This window comes from Yoonia sp. GPGPB17, assembly GCF_037892195.1.
Lineage (GTDB): Bacteria > Pseudomonadota > Alphaproteobacteria > Rhodobacterales > Rhodobacteraceae > Yoonia.
Map to the genome: position 1 here is coordinate 2623378 of NZ_JATACI010000002.1, position 23635 is coordinate 2647012.

Below are 23635 nucleotides of genomic sequence, written 5' to 3' on the forward strand. Positions count from 1 at the left end.
GAGCCTTCTTACGTCAGAAGTTGCACAACTGCCTATTCTTGACCCATCTCTGCAAGCATTGCCTCTATCCGCGGCACATCCTCGGGGTTGTTCAACTCCCAGAACTGGCGGCCCTTGGCGGCCACTTCTACACATAGCATCGGCACGCCACGTTCAAGGAAACGCAACTGTTCCAGCCCTTCAAGCTGTTCCAGTGGCCCTGCATCCCATTGCGCATATGCCGCCAGCGCCTTGGGCCGATAGGCATAGACCCCAACATGATGAAAAACAGGGGTTTCATCGTGATCAGCAAAAACTTGACCCGTATAAGGGATAACCTCTTTCGAGAAGTATAACGCATTGCGATCAGCCCCAAAAACAGCTGTCGTTCCACCGACACGCCCCTCACGCCGGTCTTGCAGCAACCCATTTAACGCCCGCCCTTCGGTGCGCAAAACTGGTGTGGCAACATCCGCGTTTGGATTGTCACGTAGCCCGTGCACAAGATCTTCAATAAACCACGCCGGTGTCAGTGGTGCGTCACCTTGCAGGTTCACGATGATGTCGTAATCCTCGCCCAAGTTATCCAATGTTTCGGCACAACGTTCCGTGCCATTCTGGCAGGCGGTTGATGTCATCACGACCTGCGCTCCAAAAGATTCGGACGCCTGGGCAATACGTGTATCATCCGTGGCAACCACCACTTTGTCGACGCCTTTGACGGCGCAAGCCGCATCCCACGACCGCCGGATCAGGCTTTTGGCATCGCCGCTGGCACCACGCAATGTGACCAACGGCTTACCGGGGTAACGGGAAGAGGCGTATCGCGCAGGGATAACGATCAGCACCGACATCAAGGTTTCTCTAACTGCACGCCGGGGGCGTAGGCGATAAAGAACGGGTTCTCGAACCCCGGTTTGCCATAGGTCAGTGGCGTATGATCATCAAACCGCACAACTTCACCGCCAGCACCTTTCAAAACGGCGTGACCGGCCGCAGTATCCCACTCCATCGTACGGCCAAGGCGCGGATAGATGTCGGCTTCACCTGTTGCGACAAGGCAGAACTTCAGCGATGAACCCGCACTTTTCATGTCAGCAGCAGCGTATTTGTTGATATAGTCGTCCGTCGCCTGATCGCGGTGCGATTTCGACGCAACAACCAAGAGCGCGTTGCCGTCAGGCGTCGAGACTTTAATCGGATGTGTCGAACCGGGTGCATCTTTGGAAAACGGGCCTTCCTCTTCCACGGCAACACCACTGGCATCGGTGTAAAACAGCCGCTCTTTGGCGGGGGCATAGACAACACCCCGGATCGGTGCGCCGTCGCGTACATAGGCGATGTTCACAGTGAAATCACCACGGCGCTTGATGAATTCCTTTGTGCCATCCAACGGGTCGACAATCAGAAACGTGCTGACAGATTGGGTATGAGACGCGGCCTGTTCTTCGGTCACCAGCGGCGTGTCAGGGAATGCAGCACGCAAACCGGCGCTGATAATCGCGTCAGCGGCTTCATCGGCAATGGTCACTGGGCTTTCGTCGCTTTTTGAGCGGACCTTAAAATCATCCGATCCGTAGATCTCCATGATTTCGTCGCCAGCCCGCAAGGCCAGCTCGCGCATCACATTGGTTAACTTCGCGAAATCCATCATATATTGCCTGTCATCAAAAAGCCCTGATCAGGCTGTTTATGGTGTTTCGTCAAGCGATCAGCAAGGATATCGTGCGACAAACCGGCAAACTGTAAGGATGGGCTGACCAGACCCGCGATGTTCCAGACACCGATCCATAGAACACACCGCAGCAGCCTGCTTGGCATGCTTGAGGTGATGTACCATACGATCGTCCGGCAGGCCCGCAGTGGTCACCGGAATGCGGTGATCGCCATTCTTTTGAACATGGTGCAGGGCCTTACCATGATTGTGGCCTTCCTGCTCTTCTATCAGATCCTTGGGCTTAGAAGTTCGCCTATTCGCGGCGATATGTTGCTTTTCATCATGACCGGGATTTTTGTTTATCTTACCCATATCAAGTCGGTATCTGCGGTAATGGGCGCAGCAGGCCCGACATCGTCCATGATGTTGCATCGACCTATGAATACAATCATCGCTATTGTGGCCGCAGCGGTGTCATCGTTCTATCAGCAATTCACCATGCTGATCATCATATTGGTATTCTATCATATCCTCTTCACGCCGATCACGATTCATGATCCTATCGCAGCACTTGGTTTCCTGATCTTGGCGTGGTTTTCGGGGTGTGCAGTCGGCATGATCTTTCTTGCGCTCAAGCCTTGGTTCCCGCGCTTCACCGGTATCGCCAAAACGATCTACATTCGGGTGAATATGATTGCGTCGGGCAAGCTCTTTGTTGTCAATACACTGCCAGCATCGATGATGGCGATGTTTGACTGGAACCCGCTGTTTCACATTATCGATCAAATGCGCGGGGCTGTATTTTTACACTACAACCCCCAATTCACCAGTGTGGAGTATCCGATCTATCTCTCGCTTGGGTTGGTTATGATTGGTCTGATGGGCGAGTTTTTTGGCCGACAGCATGTTTCGCTCAGCTGGTTTGCCGGACGATAGATGGTTTGGCATTCGCCCGATTAAGAAAAACCGTTATTTTAAGCATTTCGCCGCAACGCAAACGCTTGCAGCCCCAATAACCCATCCCTATATACGCCAAGATCGAAGTTTGTGGGCTAAAGCCCTGAACTGACTCTTGTAACTGGCGCGGGTGCCGAAAGCGGGTTCGCGCTGCTCAAACCGCCTCAAGTAAAGGGATTTGAAAAATGGCCAAAGTGATTGGTATCGACCTAGGAACCACGAACTCCTGTATCGCCATTATGGACGGTGCAAAGCCACGTGTCGTTGAAAACGCCGAAGGTGCGCGCACGACGCCATCTATCGTTGCGTTCACAGATGATGAGCGCCTTGTGGGCCAGCCTGCGAAACGCCAGGCGGTCACCAACCCCGAAAACACAATCTTTGCGGTCAAGCGTCTGATCGGTCGTCGGTTCGACGACAAGGACCTTGCCAAAGAGAAAAAGAACATGCCGTTCGAGATCATCAACGGCGGCAACGGCGACGCATGGGTCGAAGCCAAGGGCGAGAAATACTCCCCCAGCCAGATCTCTGCCTTCATTCTTGGTAAGATGAAAGAAACCGCTGAGAGCTATCTTGGCGAAGATGTCACCCAAGCGGTTATCACCGTCCCAGCGTACTTTAACGACGCCCAGCGTCAGGCAACCAAAGACGCCGGTAAGATCGCGGGCCTTGAAGTGCTGCGGATCATCAACGAGCCGACAGCGGCTGCCTTGGCCTACGGCCTCGACAAGAAAGACAGCAAGACAATCGCTGTTTATGACCTTGGCGGCGGTACATTTGACGTCACCATTCTGGAAATCGACGACGGCCTGTTCGAAGTGAAATCCACCAACGGTGATACCTTCCTAGGTGGTGAAGACTTTGACATGCGCATCGTCAACTACCTTGCCGATGAGTTCAAGAAAGAGAACTCGGTCGACCTGACCAAGGACAAGATGGCGTTGCAGCGTCTGAAAGAAGCTGCTGAGAAAGCAAAGATCGAGCTGTCTTCGTCTTCCAGCACCGAAATCAACCAGCCATTTATCTCAATGGGGTCTGACGGTCAGCCGTTGCACATGGTGATGAAGCTGACACGTGCCAAACTGGAAAGCCTGGTCAACGACCTGATCAAGTCTTCGATGAAGCCTTGTAAGGAAGCCATCAAAGATGCGGGCCTGTCCACTTCTGACATTGATGAGGTTGTCCTCGTTGGTGGTATGACACGGATGCCAAAGGTGAAGGAAGAAGTTGCCAAATTCTTTGGCAAGGAAGCCCACCAGGGCGTGAACCCTGACGAAGTGGTTGCCATGGGTGCCGCCATTCAGGCTGGTGTTCTGCAAGGCGACGTCAAAGACGTGGTTCTGCTCGACGTGACACCATTGTCCTTGGGTATCGAAACGCTCGGTGGTGTGTTCACACGCCTGATTGATCGCAACACCACGATCCCGACGAAGAAGTCTCAGGTCTTCTCAACCGCCGAAGACAACCAGAACGCCGTGACATTGCGCGTGTTCCAGGGTGAGCGCGAAATGGCAGCCGACAACAAGATGTTGGGCCAGTTCAACCTTGAAGAGATCCCACCGGCACCACGTGGCCTACCACAGATCGAGGTCACCTTTGATATCGACGCCAACGGCATCGTTGAAGTGGGCGCCAAAGACAAAGGCACCAACAAAGAGCAGAAGATTACGATCCAAGCCTCTGGTGGTTTGTCTGATGACGACATTGAAGCAATGGTTAAGGACGCCGAAGCGAATGCTGAGGCCGATAAAGAGCGCCGTGAACTGGTGGATGCCAAAAACCAGGCAGAAAGCCTGATCCACTCGACCGAAAAGTCGATGGAAGAGCACGCGGATAAGGTTGATCCAACCACAATCGAAGCGATTGAGCTGGCGATTGCCGCGCTCAAGGACGATCTGGAAGCTGAAAGCGCTGACAAGATCAAATCTGGCATCCAGAACGTGACCGAAGCGGCCATGAAACTGGGTGAAGCGATCTATAAGGCGCAGCAAGAAGCAGAAGGCGAAGCAGAGCCTGATGCACCGGGTGCTGATGAAGAAATCCTTGATGCGGATTTCGAAGATCTGGACGACGACAAGCGTGACAACTAAGGCCATGCGCCGTTGAAAAGTGGCTAAGCCCCGTAAACCGGGCCGGTCGTTTTCATTCCCAAGGGGGAAAAATTCATGGCAAAACGTGACTATTACGATGTTCTTGGTGTCGCCAAAGGCGCAGATGCAGCCGCCATCAAAAAAGCCTATCGCCAAAAGGCGAAAGAGCTGCACCCAGACCGCAATTCAGACAATCCAGACGCTGAAGCGCAGTTCAAAGAGGCCAACGAAGCTTACGAAGTTCTGAAGGACGACAACAAGAAAGCCGCCTATGACCGCTATGGTCATGCTGCGTTCGAGAACGGCATGGGCGGTGGCGGGCCACGCGGCGGCCAGGGCGACTTTGGCAGCGCGTTCTCTGACGTCTTCGACGACCTGTTCGGTGATTTCATGGGTGGCCGGGGCGGTGGTGGCCGTCGCAGCGCTGCGCAACGTGGCAACGACCTGCGCTATAACCTGAGGATCAACCTCGAGGATGCCTTTGCCGGCATGCAGAAAACCATCACCGTACCAACGGCGGTCAGCTGTGGCGCCTGCAACGGTACCGGTGCTGAGGGCGGTTCGGAACCGCAGACCTGCCCGACGTGCAACGGCATGGGAAAAGTACGCGCGCAACAGGGTTTCTTTACTGTCGAACGCACATGTCCAACCTGTTCGGGCCTCGGCCAGATTATCAAGGACCCATGTAAAGTCTGTCATGGGCAAGGCCGGGTTGAGAAGGAAAAATCGCTGTCCGTCAACATTCCAGCAGGTGTCGAAACCGGTACGCGCATTCGTCTTGCTGGCGAAGGTGAGGCGGGCATGCGCGGCGGGCCAACGGGCGACCTCTACATCTTTATCGAGGTGCAGGATCACGCTCTGTTTGAACGCGAAAACACAAACCTTTACTGCCGTGTACCCGTGTCCATTGCGACCGCCGCACTGGGTGGCGAGATCGAAGTGCCAACAATCGACGGCGGCCGCAGCCGGGTGAAAGTGCCCGAAGGGTCGCAATCGGGCCGCCAGATGCGTCTGCGTGGCAAAGGCATGCCTGCGCTGCGCGGTGGTAGCACCGGTGATATGTTTATCGAACTTGCCGTTGAGACACCGGTAAAGCTGACCGCTCGGCAGCGCGAGATCCTCAAAGAATTTGATCAGCTGAGTGAAGAGAACAACCCGCAAGGGTCCAGTTTCTTTGACAGCGTCAAAAGCTTTTGGGATTCAATGAAAGGCTAGCGTTAACCGCGTAGTAACCATCGCTTTGGCAGAGTAGGGGTATGACCCACTTTGCCGAAGCACCCTCTCTCTTTGCCGATCATGACGACGTGACGCAGGTTTTGCCTCTGCAAAAGGGCAAGGTTCCATCTTACATGCGCGATCATCGCAAAAGACTGCGTGAAAGATTCCTGTCTGGCGGGGCCGCGGCGATGCCGGATTATGAACTGCTCGAACTGGTTCTTTTTCGCGCTATCCCCCGGCAAGATGTCAAACCGCTTGCACGGGAACTGATCGACACATTCGGTGATTTCAACCGCGTACTCTCTGCGCCCTTGACACAGTTGTCTGCAATAAAGGGAGTAGGCGATGCCGTTCTACTGGAACTGAAAATTGTAGAGGCAGCAGCCCATCGCCTATCGCGTGCAAAGATCATGCAGCGGCATGTTCTTTCAAGTTGGGACGCCTTGCTGGATTATTGCCACACGACCATGGCGCATCGCGAGACAGAACAGTTTCGCATTCTTTTCCTTGATACCAAGAATACCGTGATCGCAGATGAAGAGCAGGCGAAAGGGACAGTGAACCACGTGCCAGTCTATCCACGCGAGGTGGTGAAACGTGCGCTGGAGCTAAACGCCAGTGCGCTGATCCTTGTCCACAATCACCCATCGGGTGACCCAACGCCTTCAGACGCCGACATTCAGATGACGCGGCAGATTGATGCAGCGGCCAAAACGCTGGGCATTACGGTGCACGATCATCTGATCATTGGAAAATCAAATGAGACCAGCTTTCGCGCGCATGGTCTTTTTGATGCGGCTATCTAGTTCGACACAATGGTCAGATCAGAAAACTTGTCCCGCAGGAACACCACCTCACCGACCTGAGCACAGGAAGGCATCTGGGCTGCAATCTCGCTCTTGATCAGGGTTTGCCCAGCGTTGGTCTGGATGGTCATCGCATCAATCTCTCGTCCGCAGTTTTGTTCCGTTACAGTAACGCCGACACGCAAGTCGACCCCACCATCGCGGTTCATCTGACCCTCGGGAAACGTGTAGATCTCGGCTTGATAGGGAATTTCGGCACTCGCGTCACCCACATAGACCACAAACCCATTCTTGCCTTCGCGGGTGTCCTGGGGTGAATGCAGTGACGCCGACCAGACATGACCGGGGTCACCAATCTGCGCACCGTTTTCCAGCGCATGCAGGCGCATGTTGTCAGATGTCATCCATTGCAGGACGGCGCGATCATATTGGCGCAGCTCTGGTACAAAAATCTGGGTCGTGGCCTGTAGGATATTATCAAACGTCACTTTGAACTCTGCGTTTGTGACCAGCGCAGGGATACGTACAATTGCATTGCCCTGACTATCCGTGTTGGCTGCAACCTGCATACCACTGTGCGAAACGGCAAATACCTGTTCTTCGGCGCAAGGCGCAGATAACGACAAGGCAACCATGGCGGCCGGTTCGCGCGCCGCGGATAGCATCGTATCACACCCCGGTGCAGGCGAGGCCATGATCATCCCAATTTCAGGGACAGCCATTTCAGCATAAACAGCATCAACTGCGACGACGCGCTGCACATTGGCCGCATGATCAAGAGGAGTAGTTACAACATTTGGCACACCAAACACAGGTTGCCCCTGCGCATTGGTCGACAGCATCAAGGAACGCGGCGCCTTGTTATAGCTTTCTTCACTTTCACCATCACCAACGCGTGGCGTCGTTTCACCATATTGCACGAGGAACCCAAGGGTTACGGCAATCGTCAGCGTAGAGGCAACGGTTTTGACAGTACTAAAGCGAGACATCCCCATCCCTCACAGCGGCAGAAAAGCTGTTATAGTGATGTCGTGTTAACGTGACATGAACAGGACTGGCAAAAGGTCTTAGCGTGGCCCAATTATGTCCGCAATTAGGCGAGCCGACCGTGACAGTGTTTGAACTTTTTACCTGATCCGCATGGGCAAAGGTCGTTCCGACCGGGGTTGCCCCATGTCTTTGGATCGTTTTCGTCAAAGCCTTCCCGTGCGGCTCCGGCCGCCACGACCGCTGTTGCTGGGGCCGCTGCTGCGGCGGCGGCAGCCTGTTGTTGCTGCCGAATTTGAGCAACCATTTGTTCCTGCTCTTCCTTCGACATGGGCCGGATCTGTGACAGCTTCTTCGTCACATCCGTGCGCAGGCCGTCAAGCATGCTTTCGAACAGTTGGAACCCTTCGGTTTTGTATTCGTTCAGCGGATCACGCTGCGCATAGCCACGGAACCCCACGACTGAACGCAGGTGTTCCAATGTCAGCAAATGCTCGCGCCATTTGGCATCAATCGTTTGCAGCAAAAGCTGTTTTTCAACGTTGCGCATCGTCTCATCGCCAAAGGCCTCGGCCTTTTCCGCCATAAACTTGTCGGCGGCTTCTTCAAGGCGTTCGCGGATGTCATCATCATCGACGCCCTCTTCTGCGGCCCAGTCAATAACAGGGACGTCAACGCCGACGTTTTCAATCACAGCAGCATAAAGACCTTGAGTATCCCATTGATCGGCATAGGTTTTTGGCGGCATATAATCGTCAACCAAATCATCAATAACCTGATCACGCATATCTTTTGTGACCTCTGAAAGGTCTTTCGCTTCCATGATATCGCGGCGTTGCGAGAAGATAACCTTCCGCTGTTCATTCATCACGTCATCGAATTTCAACAGCTGTTTACGAATATCAAAGTTGCGACCTTCCACCTTGGCCTGCGCGCGTTCCAGCGATTTGTTCACCCAAGGGTGCACGATGGCCTCGCCCTCTTTCATACCCAAACCGGACAGCACTTTGTCCAATCGGTCGGAGCCGAAGATGCGCATCAAATCGTCTTCCAAAGACAGGAAGAAAGCGGAGCGCCCCGGGTCACCTTGACGGCCAGAGCGACCACGCAGCTGATTGTCAATCCGGCGGCTTTCGTGACGCTCGGTAGCCAGCACGAACAGACCACCCGCCGCTTTCACCTTTTCTTTTTCATCGGCGACTTCTGCCTCAATGCGTGCGCGCAGCGTCTCAATATCAGCATCGGGATCTTCCGCCATTGCCTGCAACACGCGCATCTCGACATTCCCGCCCAGCTGAATGTCGGTGCCGCGACCAGCCATGTTCGTCGCAATTGTGACCGCGTTCAGTTTCCCGGCATCGGCAACAATCTGGGCTTCTTGTTCGTGTTGTCGCGCATTGAGCACATTGAAGGTGATTCCCTCGGCCTTGAGCATCTCTGCCAGCGCTTCGGATTTCTCGATCGACGTCGTCCCAACAAGGATCGGCTGGCCCGTAGCATGTGCGTCTTTGATCTCATCGACGATACCGGTGAATTTCTCGCGTGCAGTGCGATACACCTGATCGTCTTCATCAATACGGGCGATGGGGCGGTTGGTTGGCACTTCAACCACGCCCAGACGGTAAATTTCCTGAAATTCTTCCGCCTCGGTCGCGGCTGTACCAGTCATGCCGCCCAGTTTGTCATACAGGCGGAAGTAGTTTTGGAAGGTCACGGAAGCCAAGGTCACGTTCTCGGGCTTAATCGAACACCCCTCTTTCGCCTCAATCGCCTGATGCAAGCCGTCGGACAGACGCCGCCCCGCCATCATGCGACCAGTGAATTCGTCAATCAGGACAACTTCGTCATCGCGCACGATATAGTCTTTGTCCTTGGTAAATAGCTTATGAGCACGCAATGCCTGATTGATATGGTGCACAAGCGTGGCGCTTTCGGGGTCATAAAGCGTTTGCCCTTCAGGCAGCAGACCCGAGGCGCTCAGTTTTTCTTCGAGAAAGTCATTGCCCTCATCGTTGAACGATACCTGACGGGTCTTTTCATCCAGCGTATAGTGTTCATCCAGCACATCCGGGATGACCTTATCAATCGTCGCATACATCTCGGACCGGTCCTGGGCGGGGCCGGAGATAATTAGCGGCGTCCGCGCTTCATCAATTAGGATACTGTCGACCTCGTCCACAATGGCAAAGTTGTGGTCGCGCTGGAACATCTGGCTGAGTTCGGACTTCATGTTGTCACGCAGGTAGTCAAAGCCAAGTTCGTTGTTGGTGGCGTAAGTGACGTCGCATGCGTAGGCCGCTTTTTTCTCATCTTCGGGTTGTTGGGGATAGATCACGCCAGTGGTCAGTCCCAACGCACCATACACCTTACTCATCCACTCCGCATCACGACGGGCCAGATAATCGTTCACGGTCACGATATGCACGCCCTTTCCGGTCAGTGCATTCAGGTAGGCAGGGAATGTCGCGACAAGGGTTTTCCCCTCGCCGGTTTTCATCTCTGCGATATTGCCCTGATGCAGAAAGATGCCGCCCTTCAACTGCGTATCAAAGGCACGCAGGCCCAGCGCGCGTTTGGCAGCCTCGCGGCAGTTGGCAAAGGCTTCGGGCAAAAGGTCATCCAAGCTCTCACCACCCATGGCGCGTTTTGCCAGTTCTTCCGTCTTATTTTTGATGTCCTCGTCAGAGAGCGCCTCGAATTCAGGCTCCAGCGCATTGATCTTATCAACCAACGGGCGGGCGGCTTTGACTTTGCGGTCGTTTGCGGTGCCAAACACCTTTTTGGCAATCGTTCCGAAACCCAGCATATTCTCTCCGGCGGCGCACGTGCGCCTGTCTGACATCTATTTGAGAGGAGGTCGCTTGTAGGCCCGGCGAAGGCCACATAGAAAGGGCCGAAGTGATGGAACTATAAGGCCTCCTCGAGGCATCTTTGGGATGTAAGGGGCTGCTACTACAGTGTCAACGCCGCGGGGTTCTGCGGCCTATCAAGGGATCGTTTAATGCTGAAACATGTTACATTTTTGGGTGGAGCTGCTGTGGCTTCTGTTTTGGCCACAGGGGCCGTCGCCCAAGACGTGACTGCCGATACAGTGGTTGCCACCGTCGGTGAAACAGAAATCACCATGGGCGAAATTATTGTCGCACGCACCCAGCTGCCACCACAATACGCACAGTTGCCAGTTGACGCGCTGTTCAACGGCTTGATCGATCAGTTGGTCCAGCAGCAGCTGTTGGCGGATGAGGCTGAAGAAGTATCTGCTCAGATCGAATACACCCTCAGCAATGAACGCCGTGCTTTGATCGCGGGTGAGGTAATTACCGCGATTGCAGATAACGCAATCACCGAAGCGGATGTCCAAGCTGCTTATGATGCGCGCTTTGCAGATGCCGAAGAAATTCAGGAATTCAACGCCGCCCACCTGCTTGTCGAATCCGAGGAAGAGGCCGCCGCCGCCAAAGCCCGGATTGATGAAGGTGCGGCCTTTGCCGATGTAGCGCGAGATGTCTCTACCGGGCCCACCGGACCCAATGGCGGCAACCTTGGCTGGTTTGGTCCGGGTGCGATGGTGCCCACGTTTGAAGAAGCGATCATGGCGCTCGAAGTCGGGGGCGTGACAGAGCCTTTCGAGACACAATTCGGTTGGCACGTTGCGACCTTGCTGGAAACCCGCGTGCAGGCCCGCCCTACACTTGATCAACTCCGTCCAGAAATCGCGCGCGAACTTCAGGAAGCGGCTGTGACTGCGCGTCTGGATGAGCTTGCCGAAGCGCAAACCATCACCAAACCAGAGCCGGGTGAGTTTGACCCGGCACTGATTGATGCGCTTGAACTGCTGGACTGACCAAACATGCCCGTCTCACCCTTGGCCCCCGCTGCCTTTCCGCAGTTGCCGGAAATTGGCGGGGCCACATTCGCGGCGACCGCTGCAGGCGTAAAATATCAAAACCGTAAAGACGTTATGCTTGCGGTACTTGCTGAGGGCACCGCTGTTGCCGGTGTCTTTACACGCTCTGCAACACGCGCAGCACCTGTATTGGATTGTCAGGCCAAACTCGGCAGTGACAGCAGTGCACCTGCGGCGATCCTTGTGAATGCAGGAAACGCCAACGCGTTTACGGGCAAACATGGTGATGGCAGTGTCACGGCACTCACAGCAGCGGTTGAAGCGGCAACAGGTGTGCCGCAGACACGGGTGTTCACGGCCTCGACCGGGGTGATTGGTGAACCGCTGCCGCACGACCGCATTGCTGGCAAGGTAACTGAGCTCAAAACCGCGCAATCACCCGGTGCGATCTCGGACGCAGCCGAGGCGATCATGACCACCGATACCTTTGCGAAAGGGGCATCTGCGACGCTGATCATCAATGGCGAAACCGTAAACATTGCGGGTATCGCCAAGGGTTCCGGTATGATCGCGCCAGATATGGCGACGATGCTCGTGTTTATCTTCACCGATGCTAAAATCGCCCAAGATGATCTGCAAACAGCAGTATCCGGCCTTAACAGCAAGACGTTCAACTGCATCACGGTGGACAGCGACACATCCACCTCAGACACGCTGATCGTGGCGGCGACCGGCGCTTCCGGCGTTGACGTTACCGGAAACACCGAGTTTGCGAATGCTTTGCACGACGTCATGCGCGACCTGGCCCATCAGGTCGTCCGCGATGGCGAAGGCGCAACCAAATTCGTCGAGGTGCAGGTCACCGGCGCACAAGATGATGGCGACGCGCATAAAGTGGCTTTGGCGATTGCGAACTCTCCTTTGGTGAAGACGGCGATTGCCGGTGAAGACGCAAACTGGGGCCGGGTGGTGATGGCCGTTGGGAAATCCGGGGCAGCCGCAGATCGAGATCGGCTGAGTATTCGCTTTGGCGAAATCATGGTCGCCGAAAACGGCTGGCGCGCGCCGGACTATTCGGAAGAGGCCGCAAGCGCCTATATGAAGAATGCTGAGCTGGAACTAGGTGTTGATCTGGGCATTGGGGTTGGCAAAAGCACGGTCTGGACCTGTGATCTGACCCACGGCTACATCACCATCAACGCGGATTACCGGTCATGAAGACAGTTCTGGTTTCGGCTGTCGCGTTGATCGACGCCGACGGGCGCATCCTTTTGGCGCGGCGTCCTGAGGGTAAATCAATGGCGGGCCTGTGGGAGTTTCCGGGCGGCAAGGTCGAAGCAGGTGAGACCCCGGAAATGGCCCTGATCCGCGAATTGCAAGAAGAACTTGGCATCGACACTTGGGCGTCCTGCCTTGCGCCGCTGACATTCGCCAGCCATTCCTACGATGATTTCCACTTGCTCATGCCGCTCTTTGCTTGCCGCAAATGGGACGGCACGCCGCAATCGCGGGAAGGTCAGGCACTGAAATGGGTGCGGGCAAACGAATTACGAGACTACCCGATGCCAGCGGCTGATGTCCCGTTGATCCCGATTTTGCGCGACTGGCTCTAGATGTCTAACGCGGCTGCGCCCGCAATCGCGTTCAGGTCAGGCTGGCCGCTGGGGCCGATCACGACATAATCCGCTTCGCCCGCCGTCCATGAGACAAAGTCAAAGCCGTTGATCGTTTGTTCATTGAAGGTCGGTGTCGCGGGCGGTGTCTTGCTGGTTCGTTGCAAGCAAAGCGCCACAACCACACCATCTGCATCACGATACATCAATTGCGCAACCGGTTTCCCGTTGGCGACAACCAAACGCCCACCTTCAAACGTCAGACCAAATTCTGTCAGATCGGGAATAGAGAACGTCGCCCCGACGGTGTTCCCCAGCCAGTTTTCAATATGATCGGATTCGTCGGCGCCCACTTCAACCAAATGGCGCACCTGACTGGCATAGATCGCATGATAGTCCGCAATATCAGCAAGCCAACCCGCGGTTTGGACAGGTGTGTTCTGTCCCTTCAACGCATAGCCACCAATACCGCCCAGTGCGAACACGACAAGGCTGGCGGCTAGTGCACCCCAAACCGGGCGGGCTTTCGGTGCTTCCGGTTCTGGCATCGGTGCCGATTTGATCTGTTGCGCCAATGCAAAGGGAACAGGCGCATTTAGTTCTGCTTCAAAAGCTTCCTGGGCCAATACATCCGCCGCAATCAGCGCATCAAGCTCCGCTTGCGCCGCAGGGTCTGCGGCAAGGCGTTCTTCAACGGCGGAAGCCGCAGAGGGATCGAGTTCGCCATCAAGGTAGGCGCTCAACTGTGTGGAAAAATCAGTCATGATGTGCCAGCCCTTTCCGTTACAAGACCCGAAATAAGCTGTTTTCGCGCCCGATGAATGCGACTCATGACCGTACCAATCGGAATCCCTAACAGTTCGGATACCTCACGGTAGCTGTATCCCTCAGCGCAGACCAACAGCAAAGGCTGTCCAAGCTCTTCGCCAAGTTCGGCGACCTTGCTACGCACTTGTTTGGCCTCCAAAACCTCATCAGCGCTACCGACGGCGTGAAGCTCTGGTGCCTCTTGTGCATCCACATGGCCTTGTCCCTGACGCACGTTGCGTTTGCGGATTTCACTAACCCAAAGGTTACGCACTACGCGAAACATCCACCGGTCAAAGGGCTGCGCCGGATCATACTGCTGCCACTTTTGCAGCGCCGCCGTACAGGCCTCTTGCAACAGGTCGTCGGCATCAGGGCCAGACCGCGTCAAGCTAAGCGCAAAGCGACGCAACCGCGGCAGCAAAGCAATCATTTCTGATTTGAACTGATCCGAGGTCATGCCTACCGTGAAGGTTGATCCAAAACTATGTGCAATATGTCCGATGTGCTTACCTTTTAACAGAGGGCATTCAACACGTTTCCGTTGCCTCAGCGAGACACCGCTTGCACCGGCTTTATTGCCGGTCTTGCTGGGGTTACGCGGAGGCCAACCGATTTATTCGCAGTCGGGTCGGGGATTCACAACCTAACGTGGCGGCAGTTTAACGGCCTGACCCGCGTTATCGCCTAAAAGCAAAAGGGCGGACCTATTGGCCCGCCCCCGTATTCTGCCGCTATCCTTACGGATCACAGGTTCCGTTCGACCTCTTCGCGCTCGAAAATCTCGATCACGTCTTCGGCGCGGATATCTTCGTAGTTTTCAAACGCCATACCGCATTCCTGACCGGACTGTACTTCTGGTACCTCGTCCTTGAAGCGCTTGAGCGTTTTCAGCGTGCCTTCGTGGATTACCACGTTGTCGCGCAGCAGACGCACACCCGCAGAACGACGCGCAACACCTTCGGTGACCAAGCAACCGGCAACTTTACCCACGTTGGAGACCTTAAAGACCTCCTGGATTTTGGCGTAGCCGATGAATTTCTCGCGAATTTCAGCAGACAGCAGGCCAGAGGCCGCCGCCTTCACATCATCCACAAGGTCGTAGATGACCGAGTAGTAGCGGATTTCGACACCCTTTTGGTTGGCTGTGTTCCGCGCGGACGCATTCGCACGCACGTTAAAGCCAAAGACCGGGGCACCAGATGCTTCGGCCAGGCCGATATCGGTTTCCGTGATCGCACCCACACCAGAGTGCAGGACACGCACGCGCACCTCATCGTTGCCGATCTTCTCCATCGCCTGAACAATCGCTTCGGCAGACCCTTGCACGTCAGCCTTCACCAAAATTGGCAATTCACTGACGTTTTCGTCTGCTTTGGCGTTCGCCATCAACTGTTCAAGGGTGGTGGCAGCACCGGCGGCAGCACGTTTCTCTTTCGCGGCTTTTTCACGGTATTCCGCAATTTCGCGTGCTTGCGCATCGGTTTCAACCACGTTCAGCACATCGCCTGCTTCCGGCGTCCCGTTCAGGCCAAGCACCTCAACAGGGACCGCAGGACCGGCCTCTTTCACACGCTCACCTTTGTCATTGATCAGCGCACGGACCTTACCGTGCTGCTCGCCCACAACGAAGATATCGCCTTGGCGTAGTGTGCCGTTCTGCACCAGAACCGTCGCGACAGGGCCACGACCCACATCAAGCTGCGCTTCGATGACGGCACCTTCAGCGGCGCGATCCGGGTTGGCTTTGAGTTCCAGAATTTCGGCTTGCAGGGCAATCGCTTCCAGCAGATCGTCCAGACCTTGACCAGAGATGGCCGAGACCTCAACGTCCTGCACATCGCCGGACATCTTTTCAACGATGACCTCGTGTTGCAGCAAGTCGGTGCGGACTTTATCGGCGTTCGCTTCGGGCTTGTCGATCTTGTTGATCGCCACGATCATCGGCACTTCCGCCGCTTTCGCGTGGTTGATCGCCTCAATCGTCTGCGGCATGACCGCATCGTCAGCAGCCACAACAAGCACAACAATATCAGTCACTTGCGCACCACGCGAGCGCATTGACGTAAACGCAGCGTGGCCCGGTGTATCGAGGAACGACAACACAGCACCGCTATCGGTTTTCACCTGATAGGCACCGATGTGCTGGGTGATCCCGCCCGCTTCGCCTGCCACAACTTTTGCGTTGCGGATCGCATCCAGCAGCGATGTTTTACCATGGTCAACGTGACCCATGATGGTGATGATTGGTGGGCGACCTTGCAGGTCTTCGGGCTTGTCTTCGACAGCCTGAATAACATCTTCCACATCAGCATCGGACACGCGGACAACGGTGTGACCAAACTCTTCGATGATCAGTTCAGCTGTATCTGCATCAATCGTCTGGTTCTGTGTTGCCATGATACCATTGGTCATCAGCGCTTTCACAACGTCAGCCACACGTTCGGTCATCCGGTTGGCAAGCTCAGAAACAGTAATCGCCTCGGGCAGAGCCACTTCGCGGAAGACCTTTTCACGCTCGGCCGACACACCCATGGCTTTCGCGCGGGCGCGATCCTGCTTGCGCTTCATCGCAGCCATCGAACGCTGGCGGCCACCGTCGCGGCCTGCCATCGCATCATTGACAGTCAGCTTACCGGAACGGCGGCCATCGCCACCACGGCCCGGCTTGGCTTTGCTCTTGTTGTCGCGGTTTTCCTGCGGGCGATCCGTTTTACGAGGTGCAGCCGTGGGGCGCGAAATCTCAGTCTCACCTGGAACCGCAGCAGCGGCAGGAGGGGCGGCAGCAGCGGCTTTCGCACGCTCTGCCTCAGCTTTTTTCCGCTCTTCTTCCTCAGCCTTGGCCTTGGCACGTTCTTCACGTGCACGATCTTCGGCCTCTTTCGCCTCAATCTCGGCACGGCGCGCATCGCGTTCGGCGGCGCGGGCCTTTTCTTCGGCTTCGCGCTTTGCAGCTTCTTCCGCTTCGCGGGCTTTCGCCATCTTCAGCGCCTTCATTCGGCGCTCAAGTTCCACATCCGAGATACCGGCAGGGCGCTTGGAAGGGTCACCACCAACCGGGCCGCTAGAGGCCGCAGGTTTGGCCGCACCGGGCTTGGGCACCACAACGCGTTTGCGTTTGGTTTCCACCACGACGTTCTTGGTCCGCCCGTGGCTAAAGCTTTGCTTCACGTTAGAAGGACGTGAACCACCAAGGCCGAGTGTCTTTTTACCGTCGTTATCGCTCATTTAGCTTCTTTATCCTTCCCGAGAGCCGTATCGCCCCCGTTCCCTTCGCGTAAACCGCGTAGCTTTGTGGCTTCCTCTACAACACGATCGCTGAGTCTGCCAGTCGCAAGCGCGCCATGTATCACACTTTGCCGCCCAAATGCCAAACCCAATTCCTGTGCCGTCAAACAGCCAAAATACCGGGCGCCTTCCGGCGTCCATAGTTTCGTTTTGCCCCGTTCCGACCCATCAGAGGCCTGAACCAGAACACGAACCCGCTCACCACCGGCAAGCCAGCCCTTTACCTTCTCAAACCCGCAAACCGCGCGGCCCGCTTTGCGGGTCAAGGCGATCAGATCAACGGTGCGGCGGGCCAATTGGCGTTCAACTTCGTCCGCCAAACCGTCCGGCACCGTTACAGCCTGTTTGGCTGATCGTGAAAACTGACCTTTCTTTGCTTCTTCAAGCGCCTTACGATCAGCCGTCACATACATGCCCCGACCAGGCAGTTTTCCCAGAACATCAGGCACCACCTGATTGTCGGGCCCCACAACAAAGCGGATCAGCCCAGCCTTTGGCTGCACCTCGCCTGTGACGATGCACTTACGTTCTGCATCGCCGCGGTCTTTGTTATGGCCACCACGCGCCATCTGCGATCCCATCAGAGGCCTGAAATCAGGCCTCCTCCTCCGCAGCTTCTGCTTCTTCCGCAGCGGCTGCTTCGGCAGCAAGTTCATCAGGGTCAACCCAACCCAGCATCACGCGGGCCGTCATGACCATGTCTTGCGCTTCTTCCAGCGACACATCGAATGGTTCCAACACGCCGTCATCCTTCACACGCTCACCATCAACTGTGGTCCAGCCACCGGCCAGTTCCCAATCGGCGCAGGTTGCAAAGTCTTCCAGCGTTTTCACGCCGTCTTTGCCCAGCGCCTCTAGCATCGCAGGTGTCAGACCTTCAAAGTTGACAAGGCTGTCTTCGACACCCAAGGCACGCGCCGCTTCCATCGCTTTCTTGGCTTCAGCTTCCAGATAGTCACGCGCACGGGCCTGCAATTCGCCAGCGGTGTCTTCATCAACCCCTTCGATCACCAAAAGTTCGTCGATTTCGACGTAGGCGACCTCTTCCAAGTTCGTGAACCCTTCAGATACCAATAGTTGGGCAAAGAACTCGTCCAGATCAAGGGTGTCCATGAACAATTTGGTGCGCAGCTCAAACTCGGCCTGACGGCGCTTGCTCTCTTCTTCCTCGGTCATGATGTCGATGTCGAGGCCAGTCAGCTGCGACGCAAGGCGCACGTTCTGACCACGGCGACCAATCGCCAAAGACAGCTGCTCTTCGGGAACAACCACTTCGATTTTGCCAGCTTCTTCGTCCAGAACAACCTTCGCCACTTCTGCGGCTGCAAGGCGTTTACAAGGAAGGTTGGCATATCTTCATTCCAAGGAATGATGTCGATCTTCTCGCCCTGCAATTCGTTGACGACAGCCTGCACACGGGACCCACGCATACCAACACAGGCACCAACGGGGTCAATGGACCCGTCATAGGAAATTACGGCAATCTTTGCGCGCGAACCGGGGTCACGGGCCACGGCCTTGATCTCAATGATGCCTTCGTAGATTTCAGGCACTTCCATCTTGAACAGCTCTGCCATGAATTCTGGCGCTGTACGCGAAAGGAAAATCTGCGGGCCACGCTGTTCGCGACGTACTTCCTTGATGTAGCAGCGAATACGGTCGTTAGGGCGGTACGCCTCGCGACCGATCTTTTCGTTGCGGCGCAGAACAGCTTCGCCAGCACCCACATCGACGATGACATTGCCGTATTCTTCACGCTTGACCAGCGCGTTGATGATCGTGCTTAAGCACGATCCTTGAATTCTTCGTACTGCTTGTCACGCTCGGCCTCACGGACCTTTTGCAAGATCACCTGCTTGGCAGATTGCGCGGCAATACGGCCCAATTCAACCGGCGGCACCTCTTCGATGAACTGCTGACCAATCTCCGGGTCTTCCATATACTGTTTAGCCTGCTCGACTGTGAACTCCGCCTGATAGTTCTCGAGCTCTTCTTCCTCGACCACTGTCCGCACGCGGGTGAACGTGGCCTTACCAGTCTTGCGGTCGATAGCGACACGGATGTCCATCTCTGCGCCGTAACGGGACTTTGCCGCACGGGCGAGCGATTCTTCCATCGCTTCCACAACAAGCCCGGGCTCGATGTTCTTTTCGCGGGCCACAGCCTCTGCTGTTTGCAAAAGCTCCAACTGGTTGGCGGATGTATATGCCATTTAAGTGTTCTCCTCGCCATCGATGATGGTTTCGATTTCATCAAACTGGGTCTCGTCGATCTGACCCGCATCTTTGCGTCCGCGCAAAACGTCGCGGATCAACTCATCTGTCAGGACCAGTTTGGCGTCTGACAGCCATTCGAACTTGAGGCCAATCGTGCCCTCAGCAATTGTGATCAGGATTTCATCGCCTTCAGTGCCAGCCAACTGACCTTTGAAGCGTAAGCGGCCATCAATCAGCTCTTCTGTTTCGATCTTGGCTTCAAAACCTTCCCACTGATCGAAATCCTTCATTCGTGTCAGCGGACGGTCGATCCCAGGGCTCGAGACCTCAAGGTTATAAACGTCCAGAATCGGGTCTTCCACATCCAGTGTTGCACTCAGCGCCGTCGAGATTTGGCCGCATTCGTCAACTTCAATCTGGCCATCAGGACGTTGCACCATGATCTGCAGAATCGTCTCTTTGCCCGACATCAGGCGCACGCGGACGACTTCGAACCCCATGTCTTCGACAACAGGGGTGATGATTTCAGCGATGCGGCGGTCAATGGCCGCTTTGGCAATCAGATCGTTCATCATATTTTCCGACTTATCATTCGGCACAAAAAAACGGGCGCGCGGCCCGTTGTGAATTTCGGTGGTGTCTGGGGGTGGAAGCCAGACGCCGCTTTTGAGTGCCGTATAGAAGAGCCTTGCCAAGACTGCAAGGGCAGAGTGACCTGCTCTGACAAATGCAATTGACGAAACGCACGTTTTTGTAGATTTCCTAGATACCGCCAGAGACTACACCGAGGTCCGGTTCATGCGTCTATTTCGATCCAAGCATCAGAAACTTGAAGCAGCAAAGTTTTATGTACAGCCGCAACCATCGGCAAACCCTCCCGACCGGATAGCAATTGCTGTGTTAGTCAAAGATGAAGCAGAACCCATCGCAGAGTGGCTTCGTTTTCATTATGCCGCCGGGGTAGACAAATTTCTTCTCTACGATGACGGGTGTAGTGACGCAACATTCAGTGTTGCAGGTGAAGCCGTACCAACGGAAGCCATTGAGATCATCCCCTGGTCACAACGGATAAAGGAGGAAAAGAGCGGATATGCGCTGGACAATCAAGGCCTCGCCTTTGCTCATGCCGTTTCGAATTATGGCGAAGATTTCCGTTGGATGGCATTCATTGATGTTGATGAGTTTTTGTTTCCGACCCGGTCCCACAGCCTTAAAGACTATCTGTTATCCCTCGGTGATATCGATAACATCGTTCTGCCGTGGCAAATGTTTGGCAGACAGGGATTTGCAGAGACGCCACCACTCGTTCTGCCGAATTTCTTGAAACGCTTCCGAGATCCTTATCAGGCGAACGTCAAAGGTGTTCTGAACTTCAAATGCATCGTAAATCCGTCACGTGTAACGAAAGCTTATGTACACGGCTTTGAAACCAACCATTCAAGCGATATTTACAACTCGCTCGGTCAGAAATTTGAATTCGGAGAGCACCGCCAAGCAAATTTTCATTGCGCAGCCGCACTGCAGTTGAACCACTATTACGCTAAATCAGATCAACAATTCAAAGAAAAGGTCGAAAAGGGAGCAATCAACGAGTCAACCTTCACCCGGCACTTCAAGCGACTGGATGGCCGCTCCGATACTTTGCTGCGACGTGTGCAAGAGATCGAAAGAGACACAGTGGAAGACCGTCTGATACTGGAGTTCTGCAAGCGAATGGCCTTTGATTTCAATGCGGTCTAAGAGTAGGAGAAAGTGCTGCTCGGAAAGGCAAGATACAAATGAATGATCGACACGACAGCTACAATGAGGATTTCTACAGCAGACAGATGGACGGCTCTTACAAGAGCGCGCAAATTGTTGCAGAGCATCTCAACTCTTACTACCAGCCCAAAGAAATTGTTGACGTGGGCTGTGGTAGAGGAACGTGGTTAAAAGCATTCAAAGAGCTGGGTGTGCAGAAACTTGTTGGGCTTGATGGTAGTTGGAACTCACAAACCGACATGGTCGATGAAGACATTGTCTTTCAGCAAGAAGATCTGAACAATCCATCAAGTATCGCCATCGAAAAACGGTATGATATGGCGATTTCGTTAGAGGTTGCCGAGCACTTAGAGCCTGAAGGGTCGGTCGGTTTCGTAGCGCTTCTAACGGCACTCTCGGATGTCGTTCTGTTTAGCGCAGCCTTCAACAAGCAAGGCGGCAAAGATCACATCAATGAACGGCTGCACAGCTGTTGGGCCGAAGAGTTCGCCAAGTATGGCTTTCGCCCTTACGACCTGTTTCGGCCTGTCTTTTGGGGTAACCCTGACGTTCGATTCTGGTACCAGCAAAACTGCTTTCTTTATGTGAAAGAGGGGTCAGATTTGGCGGGCAAGCTTGCATCGATGGGGCAGCATCCACTTACAAACCTCGCATTCATGAACTGCATCCATCCCCGGCTCTACGCACGATATACAAAGCCTCCGGCGCTAACCCGTCTAAAAACCAAAATCAAAAAGAGGATGGGTCAGCAAGAGGACAACAAGTAGTCTTTTTCGTCTATCACCGAAAACGCAAAACGCCCCGCCAACTGGCGGGGCGTTTTGTTTAGTATCAGATCAGACTTAGCTTACGCCACGGACCAACGCTCGGCCATGCGGGCGTTGTCCATCTGCCAGAGGTTGCCCACTGTGTCCGGCGACGCGATCCGGTTGTTTACCGCCTGTACGTAGTTGGCAAACATTGGCACCAGAACGCCACCATCGTCACGCAGAATTTGCTGCATTTCGAAGTACTGTTCGCGGCGCTTGTCGCTGTCCAGCTCTGCTCGTGCCATCAACAATAGCTCCTGGAAGCGGGCGTTATCATTGCTATCCCATTGGCTGTCGTTCCATGGCACACCAGCTTCATACGCTGTCGAGAACATCCAGTCCTCTGTCGCACGTCCAGACCAATACACAGCCGAGAAAGGCTTCTTCAGCCACACGTTGGACCAGTAACCATCAGCAGGTTCCTGCACCACATTGAGGTTGATACCGCCAGCGGCAGCAGAAGCCTGGAACAGCTGGGCCGCGTCAACCGCACCTTCAAACGCTGCGTTTGATGCGCTGATGTCGATGTTCAGGCTATCGAGGCCTGCCTGCTGCAGGTAGAACTTGGACTTGTCAGGATCATACTCCAGCTGCTCCATTTCTGCGTGGTAGAACTGGTTTGCAGGGCCAATCGGTGTGTCGTTGCCGACTTTACCATGCCCCAGAAGGATCTTGTCGACCATTTCCTGACGGTTGATGCCGTACTTGAGCGCACGGCGCACGTTCACGTCGCCGAATGGGTCAGAGTCTGTCAGCATCGCAAAGGTATAATGCTGGTTGCCAGTTACTTCCTGAATACGCAGCGCAGGGTTTGCACGCAGCAGGGCTTCTGTCTTAAAGTCGATCCGGTTGATCGCATCCACCTGACCGGTCATCAGCGCATTCATGCGGGCTGTATTGTCGTTGATGGCGATGTATTCGATTTCGTCAAAGAAACCAGCGCTGTCACCTTTGTAATGATCCGGGTAACGCGTCGCGACCATACGCACGCCTGGATCGAAGGACTGGACCTGATAAAGGCCTGTGCCGATCCCATTGGCGATTGCTTCTTCGATCTGGTAAGCAGGATACATCAGCAGGTGATAGTCCGACATCAAGTACGGGAAATCAGCGTTACCGGATTCCAGCGTGAACTGGACCTGACTGTCCGAAATCTTCGTCATTTCAGAGATTGCCGCAACGATAGGCTGGGCCGCTGATTTTGCACCCTCTGCCACGTGCAGTTGCAGCGACTCGATCACATCGTCAGCGCCAAATGATTTGCCATTGTGGAATGTTACGCCCTGACGCAGGTTGAATGTCCAGGTCTTGGCATCTGCCGATGCTTCCCAGCTTTCTGCCAGTTCGCCTTTCAGCAAACCGTCGGCGCCAACTTCGGTCAGGCTGTCAAAAACCGCACCCTGCGCCGAAGCGATCATATAAAGATCAGAGTGTGTCCGACCGTCCCAACTGTCAGATGTGTTGGCGCCTGACAGGCCTGCCGTCAGCTTTCCACCACGTGTTTGTGCGCGCAGCGGCATGCCTGAAAGGCTCAGCACACCGGCAGCAACACCCGTTTTCAATAGACCGCGTCTACTAATTCCTTGCATATTTTCCATTC

At 54.9% G+C, this 23635-nt stretch carries 19 protein-coding genes and 1 pseudogene; 9 read left to right on the forward strand and 11 right to left on the reverse strand.

What is annotated here, in order from left to right; genetic code table 11:
• Window positions 1-32: 32 nt before the first annotated feature.
• On the reverse strand, window positions 33-833 hold the full coding sequence (gene kdsB / locus QTO30_RS13900) for a 3-deoxy-manno-octulosonate cytidylyltransferase (RefSeq protein WP_340424696.1): 801 nt from the start codon (window positions 831-833) through the stop codon (window positions 33-35).
• On the reverse strand, window positions 833-1630 hold the full coding sequence (cysQ, locus tag QTO30_RS13905) for a 3'(2'),5'-bisphosphate nucleotidase CysQ (protein ID WP_340425942.1): 798 nt from the start codon (window positions 1628-1630) through the stop codon (window positions 833-835). Before cysQ ends, kdsB begins: the two co-directional genes overlap by 1 nt.
• Window positions 1631-1750: 120 nt before the next feature.
• Between cysQ and QTO30_RS13910 the strand changes: the two genes are divergently transcribed.
• The 4 genes from QTO30_RS13910 (at window position 1751) to radC (ending at window position 6707) form a co-directional block, all read left to right on the forward strand.
• A complete protein-coding gene (locus tag QTO30_RS13910; protein WP_340424697.1) occupies window positions 1751-2572 on the forward strand; it encodes an ABC transporter permease in 822 nt (273 codons plus the stop codon).
• 206 nt (window positions 2573-2778) lie between these two features.
• On the forward strand, window positions 2779-4683 hold the full coding sequence (gene dnaK / locus QTO30_RS13915; RefSeq protein ID WP_340424698.1) for a molecular chaperone DnaK: 1905 nt from the start codon (window positions 2779-2781) through the stop codon (window positions 4681-4683).
• Window positions 4684-4758: 75 nt separating this feature from the next.
• Entirely contained in the window at window positions 4759-5898 is a 1140-nt protein-coding gene (dnaJ, locus tag QTO30_RS13920; protein ID WP_340424700.1) for a molecular chaperone DnaJ, read from the forward strand.
• 41 nt (window positions 5899-5939) lie between these two features.
• On the forward strand, window positions 5940-6707 hold the full coding sequence (gene radC, locus QTO30_RS13925; protein ID WP_340424701.1) for a RadC family protein: 768 nt from the start codon (window positions 5940-5942) through the stop codon (window positions 6705-6707).
• On the opposite strand, the gene QTO30_RS13930 is transcribed toward radC, so the two are convergent.
• A complete protein-coding gene (locus QTO30_RS13930) occupies window positions 6704-7696 on the reverse strand; it encodes a hypothetical protein (protein WP_340424702.1) in 993 nt (330 codons plus the stop codon). The genes radC and QTO30_RS13930 overlap by 4 nt on opposite strands.
• Window positions 7697-7800: 104 nt before the next feature.
• Window positions 7801-10500 carry a preprotein translocase subunit SecA gene (gene secA / locus QTO30_RS13935; RefSeq protein ID WP_340424703.1) on the reverse strand — a complete coding sequence of 900 codons (2700 nt, stop codon included), beginning with the start codon at window positions 10498-10500 and terminating at the stop codon, window positions 7801-7803.
• A gap of 195 nt (window positions 10501-10695) precedes the next feature.
• On the opposite strand from secA, the gene QTO30_RS13940 reads away from it, so the two are divergent.
• From QTO30_RS13940 to mutT, 3 genes are read left to right on the forward strand one after another with little or no spacing between them, the layout of a single operon-like run.
• Window positions 10696-11538: a peptidylprolyl isomerase gene (locus QTO30_RS13940; RefSeq protein ID WP_340424704.1), complete on the forward strand. Its 843-nt coding sequence runs from the start codon at window positions 10696-10698 to the stop codon at window positions 11536-11538.
• A 6-nt stretch (window positions 11539-11544) separates the two neighbouring features.
• Window positions 11545-12759, forward strand: coding sequence for a bifunctional glutamate N-acetyltransferase/amino-acid acetyltransferase ArgJ (gene argJ, locus QTO30_RS13945; RefSeq protein ID WP_340424705.1), 1215 nt, complete (start codon window positions 11545-11547; stop codon window positions 12757-12759).
• Window positions 12756-13154 (forward strand): 8-oxo-dGTP diphosphatase MutT, encoded by a 399-nt coding sequence (gene mutT / locus QTO30_RS13950; protein WP_340424706.1) that lies wholly within the window; start codon window positions 12756-12758, stop codon window positions 13152-13154. Before argJ ends, mutT begins: the two co-directional genes overlap by 4 nt.
• Here mutT and QTO30_RS13955 read toward each other — a convergent pair.
• The 6 genes and pseudogenes from QTO30_RS13955 to rimP form a co-directional block, all read right to left on the reverse strand.
• The gene (locus QTO30_RS13955) at window positions 13151-13918 is read right to left on the reverse strand and encodes an anti-sigma factor family protein (RefSeq protein WP_340424707.1); all 768 of its coding nucleotides are present in this window, start codon (window positions 13916-13918) and stop codon (window positions 13151-13153) included. The two genes, mutT and QTO30_RS13955, sit on opposite strands and share 4 nt — an antisense overlap.
• Window positions 13915-14421 carry an RNA polymerase sigma factor gene (locus QTO30_RS13960; RefSeq protein ID WP_340424708.1) on the reverse strand — a complete coding sequence of 169 codons (507 nt, stop codon included), beginning with the start codon at window positions 14419-14421 and terminating at the stop codon, window positions 13915-13917. Before QTO30_RS13960 ends, QTO30_RS13955 begins: the two co-directional genes overlap by 4 nt.
• Before the next feature lie 287 nt (window positions 14422-14708).
• Window positions 14709-17189 (reverse strand): translation initiation factor IF-2, encoded by a 2481-nt coding sequence (gene infB, locus QTO30_RS13965; protein ID WP_340424709.1) that lies wholly within the window; start codon window positions 17187-17189, stop codon window positions 14709-14711.
• Window positions 17186-17818 carry an RNA-binding protein gene (locus QTO30_RS13970; protein ID WP_340424710.1) on the reverse strand — a complete coding sequence of 211 codons (633 nt, stop codon included), beginning with the start codon at window positions 17816-17818 and terminating at the stop codon, window positions 17186-17188. Before QTO30_RS13970 ends, infB begins: the two co-directional genes overlap by 4 nt.
• Before the next feature lie 25 nt (window positions 17819-17843).
• A pseudogene (gene nusA / locus QTO30_RS13975) lies at window positions 17844-19461 on the reverse strand (transcription termination factor NusA).
• On the reverse strand, window positions 19462-20037 hold the full coding sequence (gene rimP / locus QTO30_RS13980; protein ID WP_340425943.1) for a ribosome maturation factor RimP: 576 nt from the start codon (window positions 20035-20037) through the stop codon (window positions 19462-19464). It lies immediately after the preceding pseudogene.
• 226 nt (window positions 20038-20263) lie between these two features.
• Between rimP and QTO30_RS13985 the strand changes: the two genes are divergently transcribed.
• Both QTO30_RS13985 and QTO30_RS13990 read left to right on the forward strand, forming a co-directional pair.
• Window positions 20264-21205 (forward strand): glycosyltransferase family 92 protein, encoded by a 942-nt coding sequence (locus QTO30_RS13985; protein WP_340424711.1) that lies wholly within the window; start codon window positions 20264-20266, stop codon window positions 21203-21205.
• Between the two features lie 86 nt (window positions 21206-21291).
• Entirely contained in the window at window positions 21292-21993 is a 702-nt protein-coding gene (locus QTO30_RS13990) for a class I SAM-dependent methyltransferase (RefSeq protein ID WP_340424712.1), read from the forward strand.
• A gap of 80 nt (window positions 21994-22073) precedes the next feature.
• On the opposite strand, the gene QTO30_RS13995 is transcribed toward QTO30_RS13990, so the two are convergent.
• Entirely contained in the window at window positions 22074-23624 is a 1551-nt protein-coding gene (locus QTO30_RS13995) for an ABC transporter substrate-binding protein (protein WP_340424713.1), read from the reverse strand.
• Window positions 23625-23635: the final 11 nt, after the last annotated feature.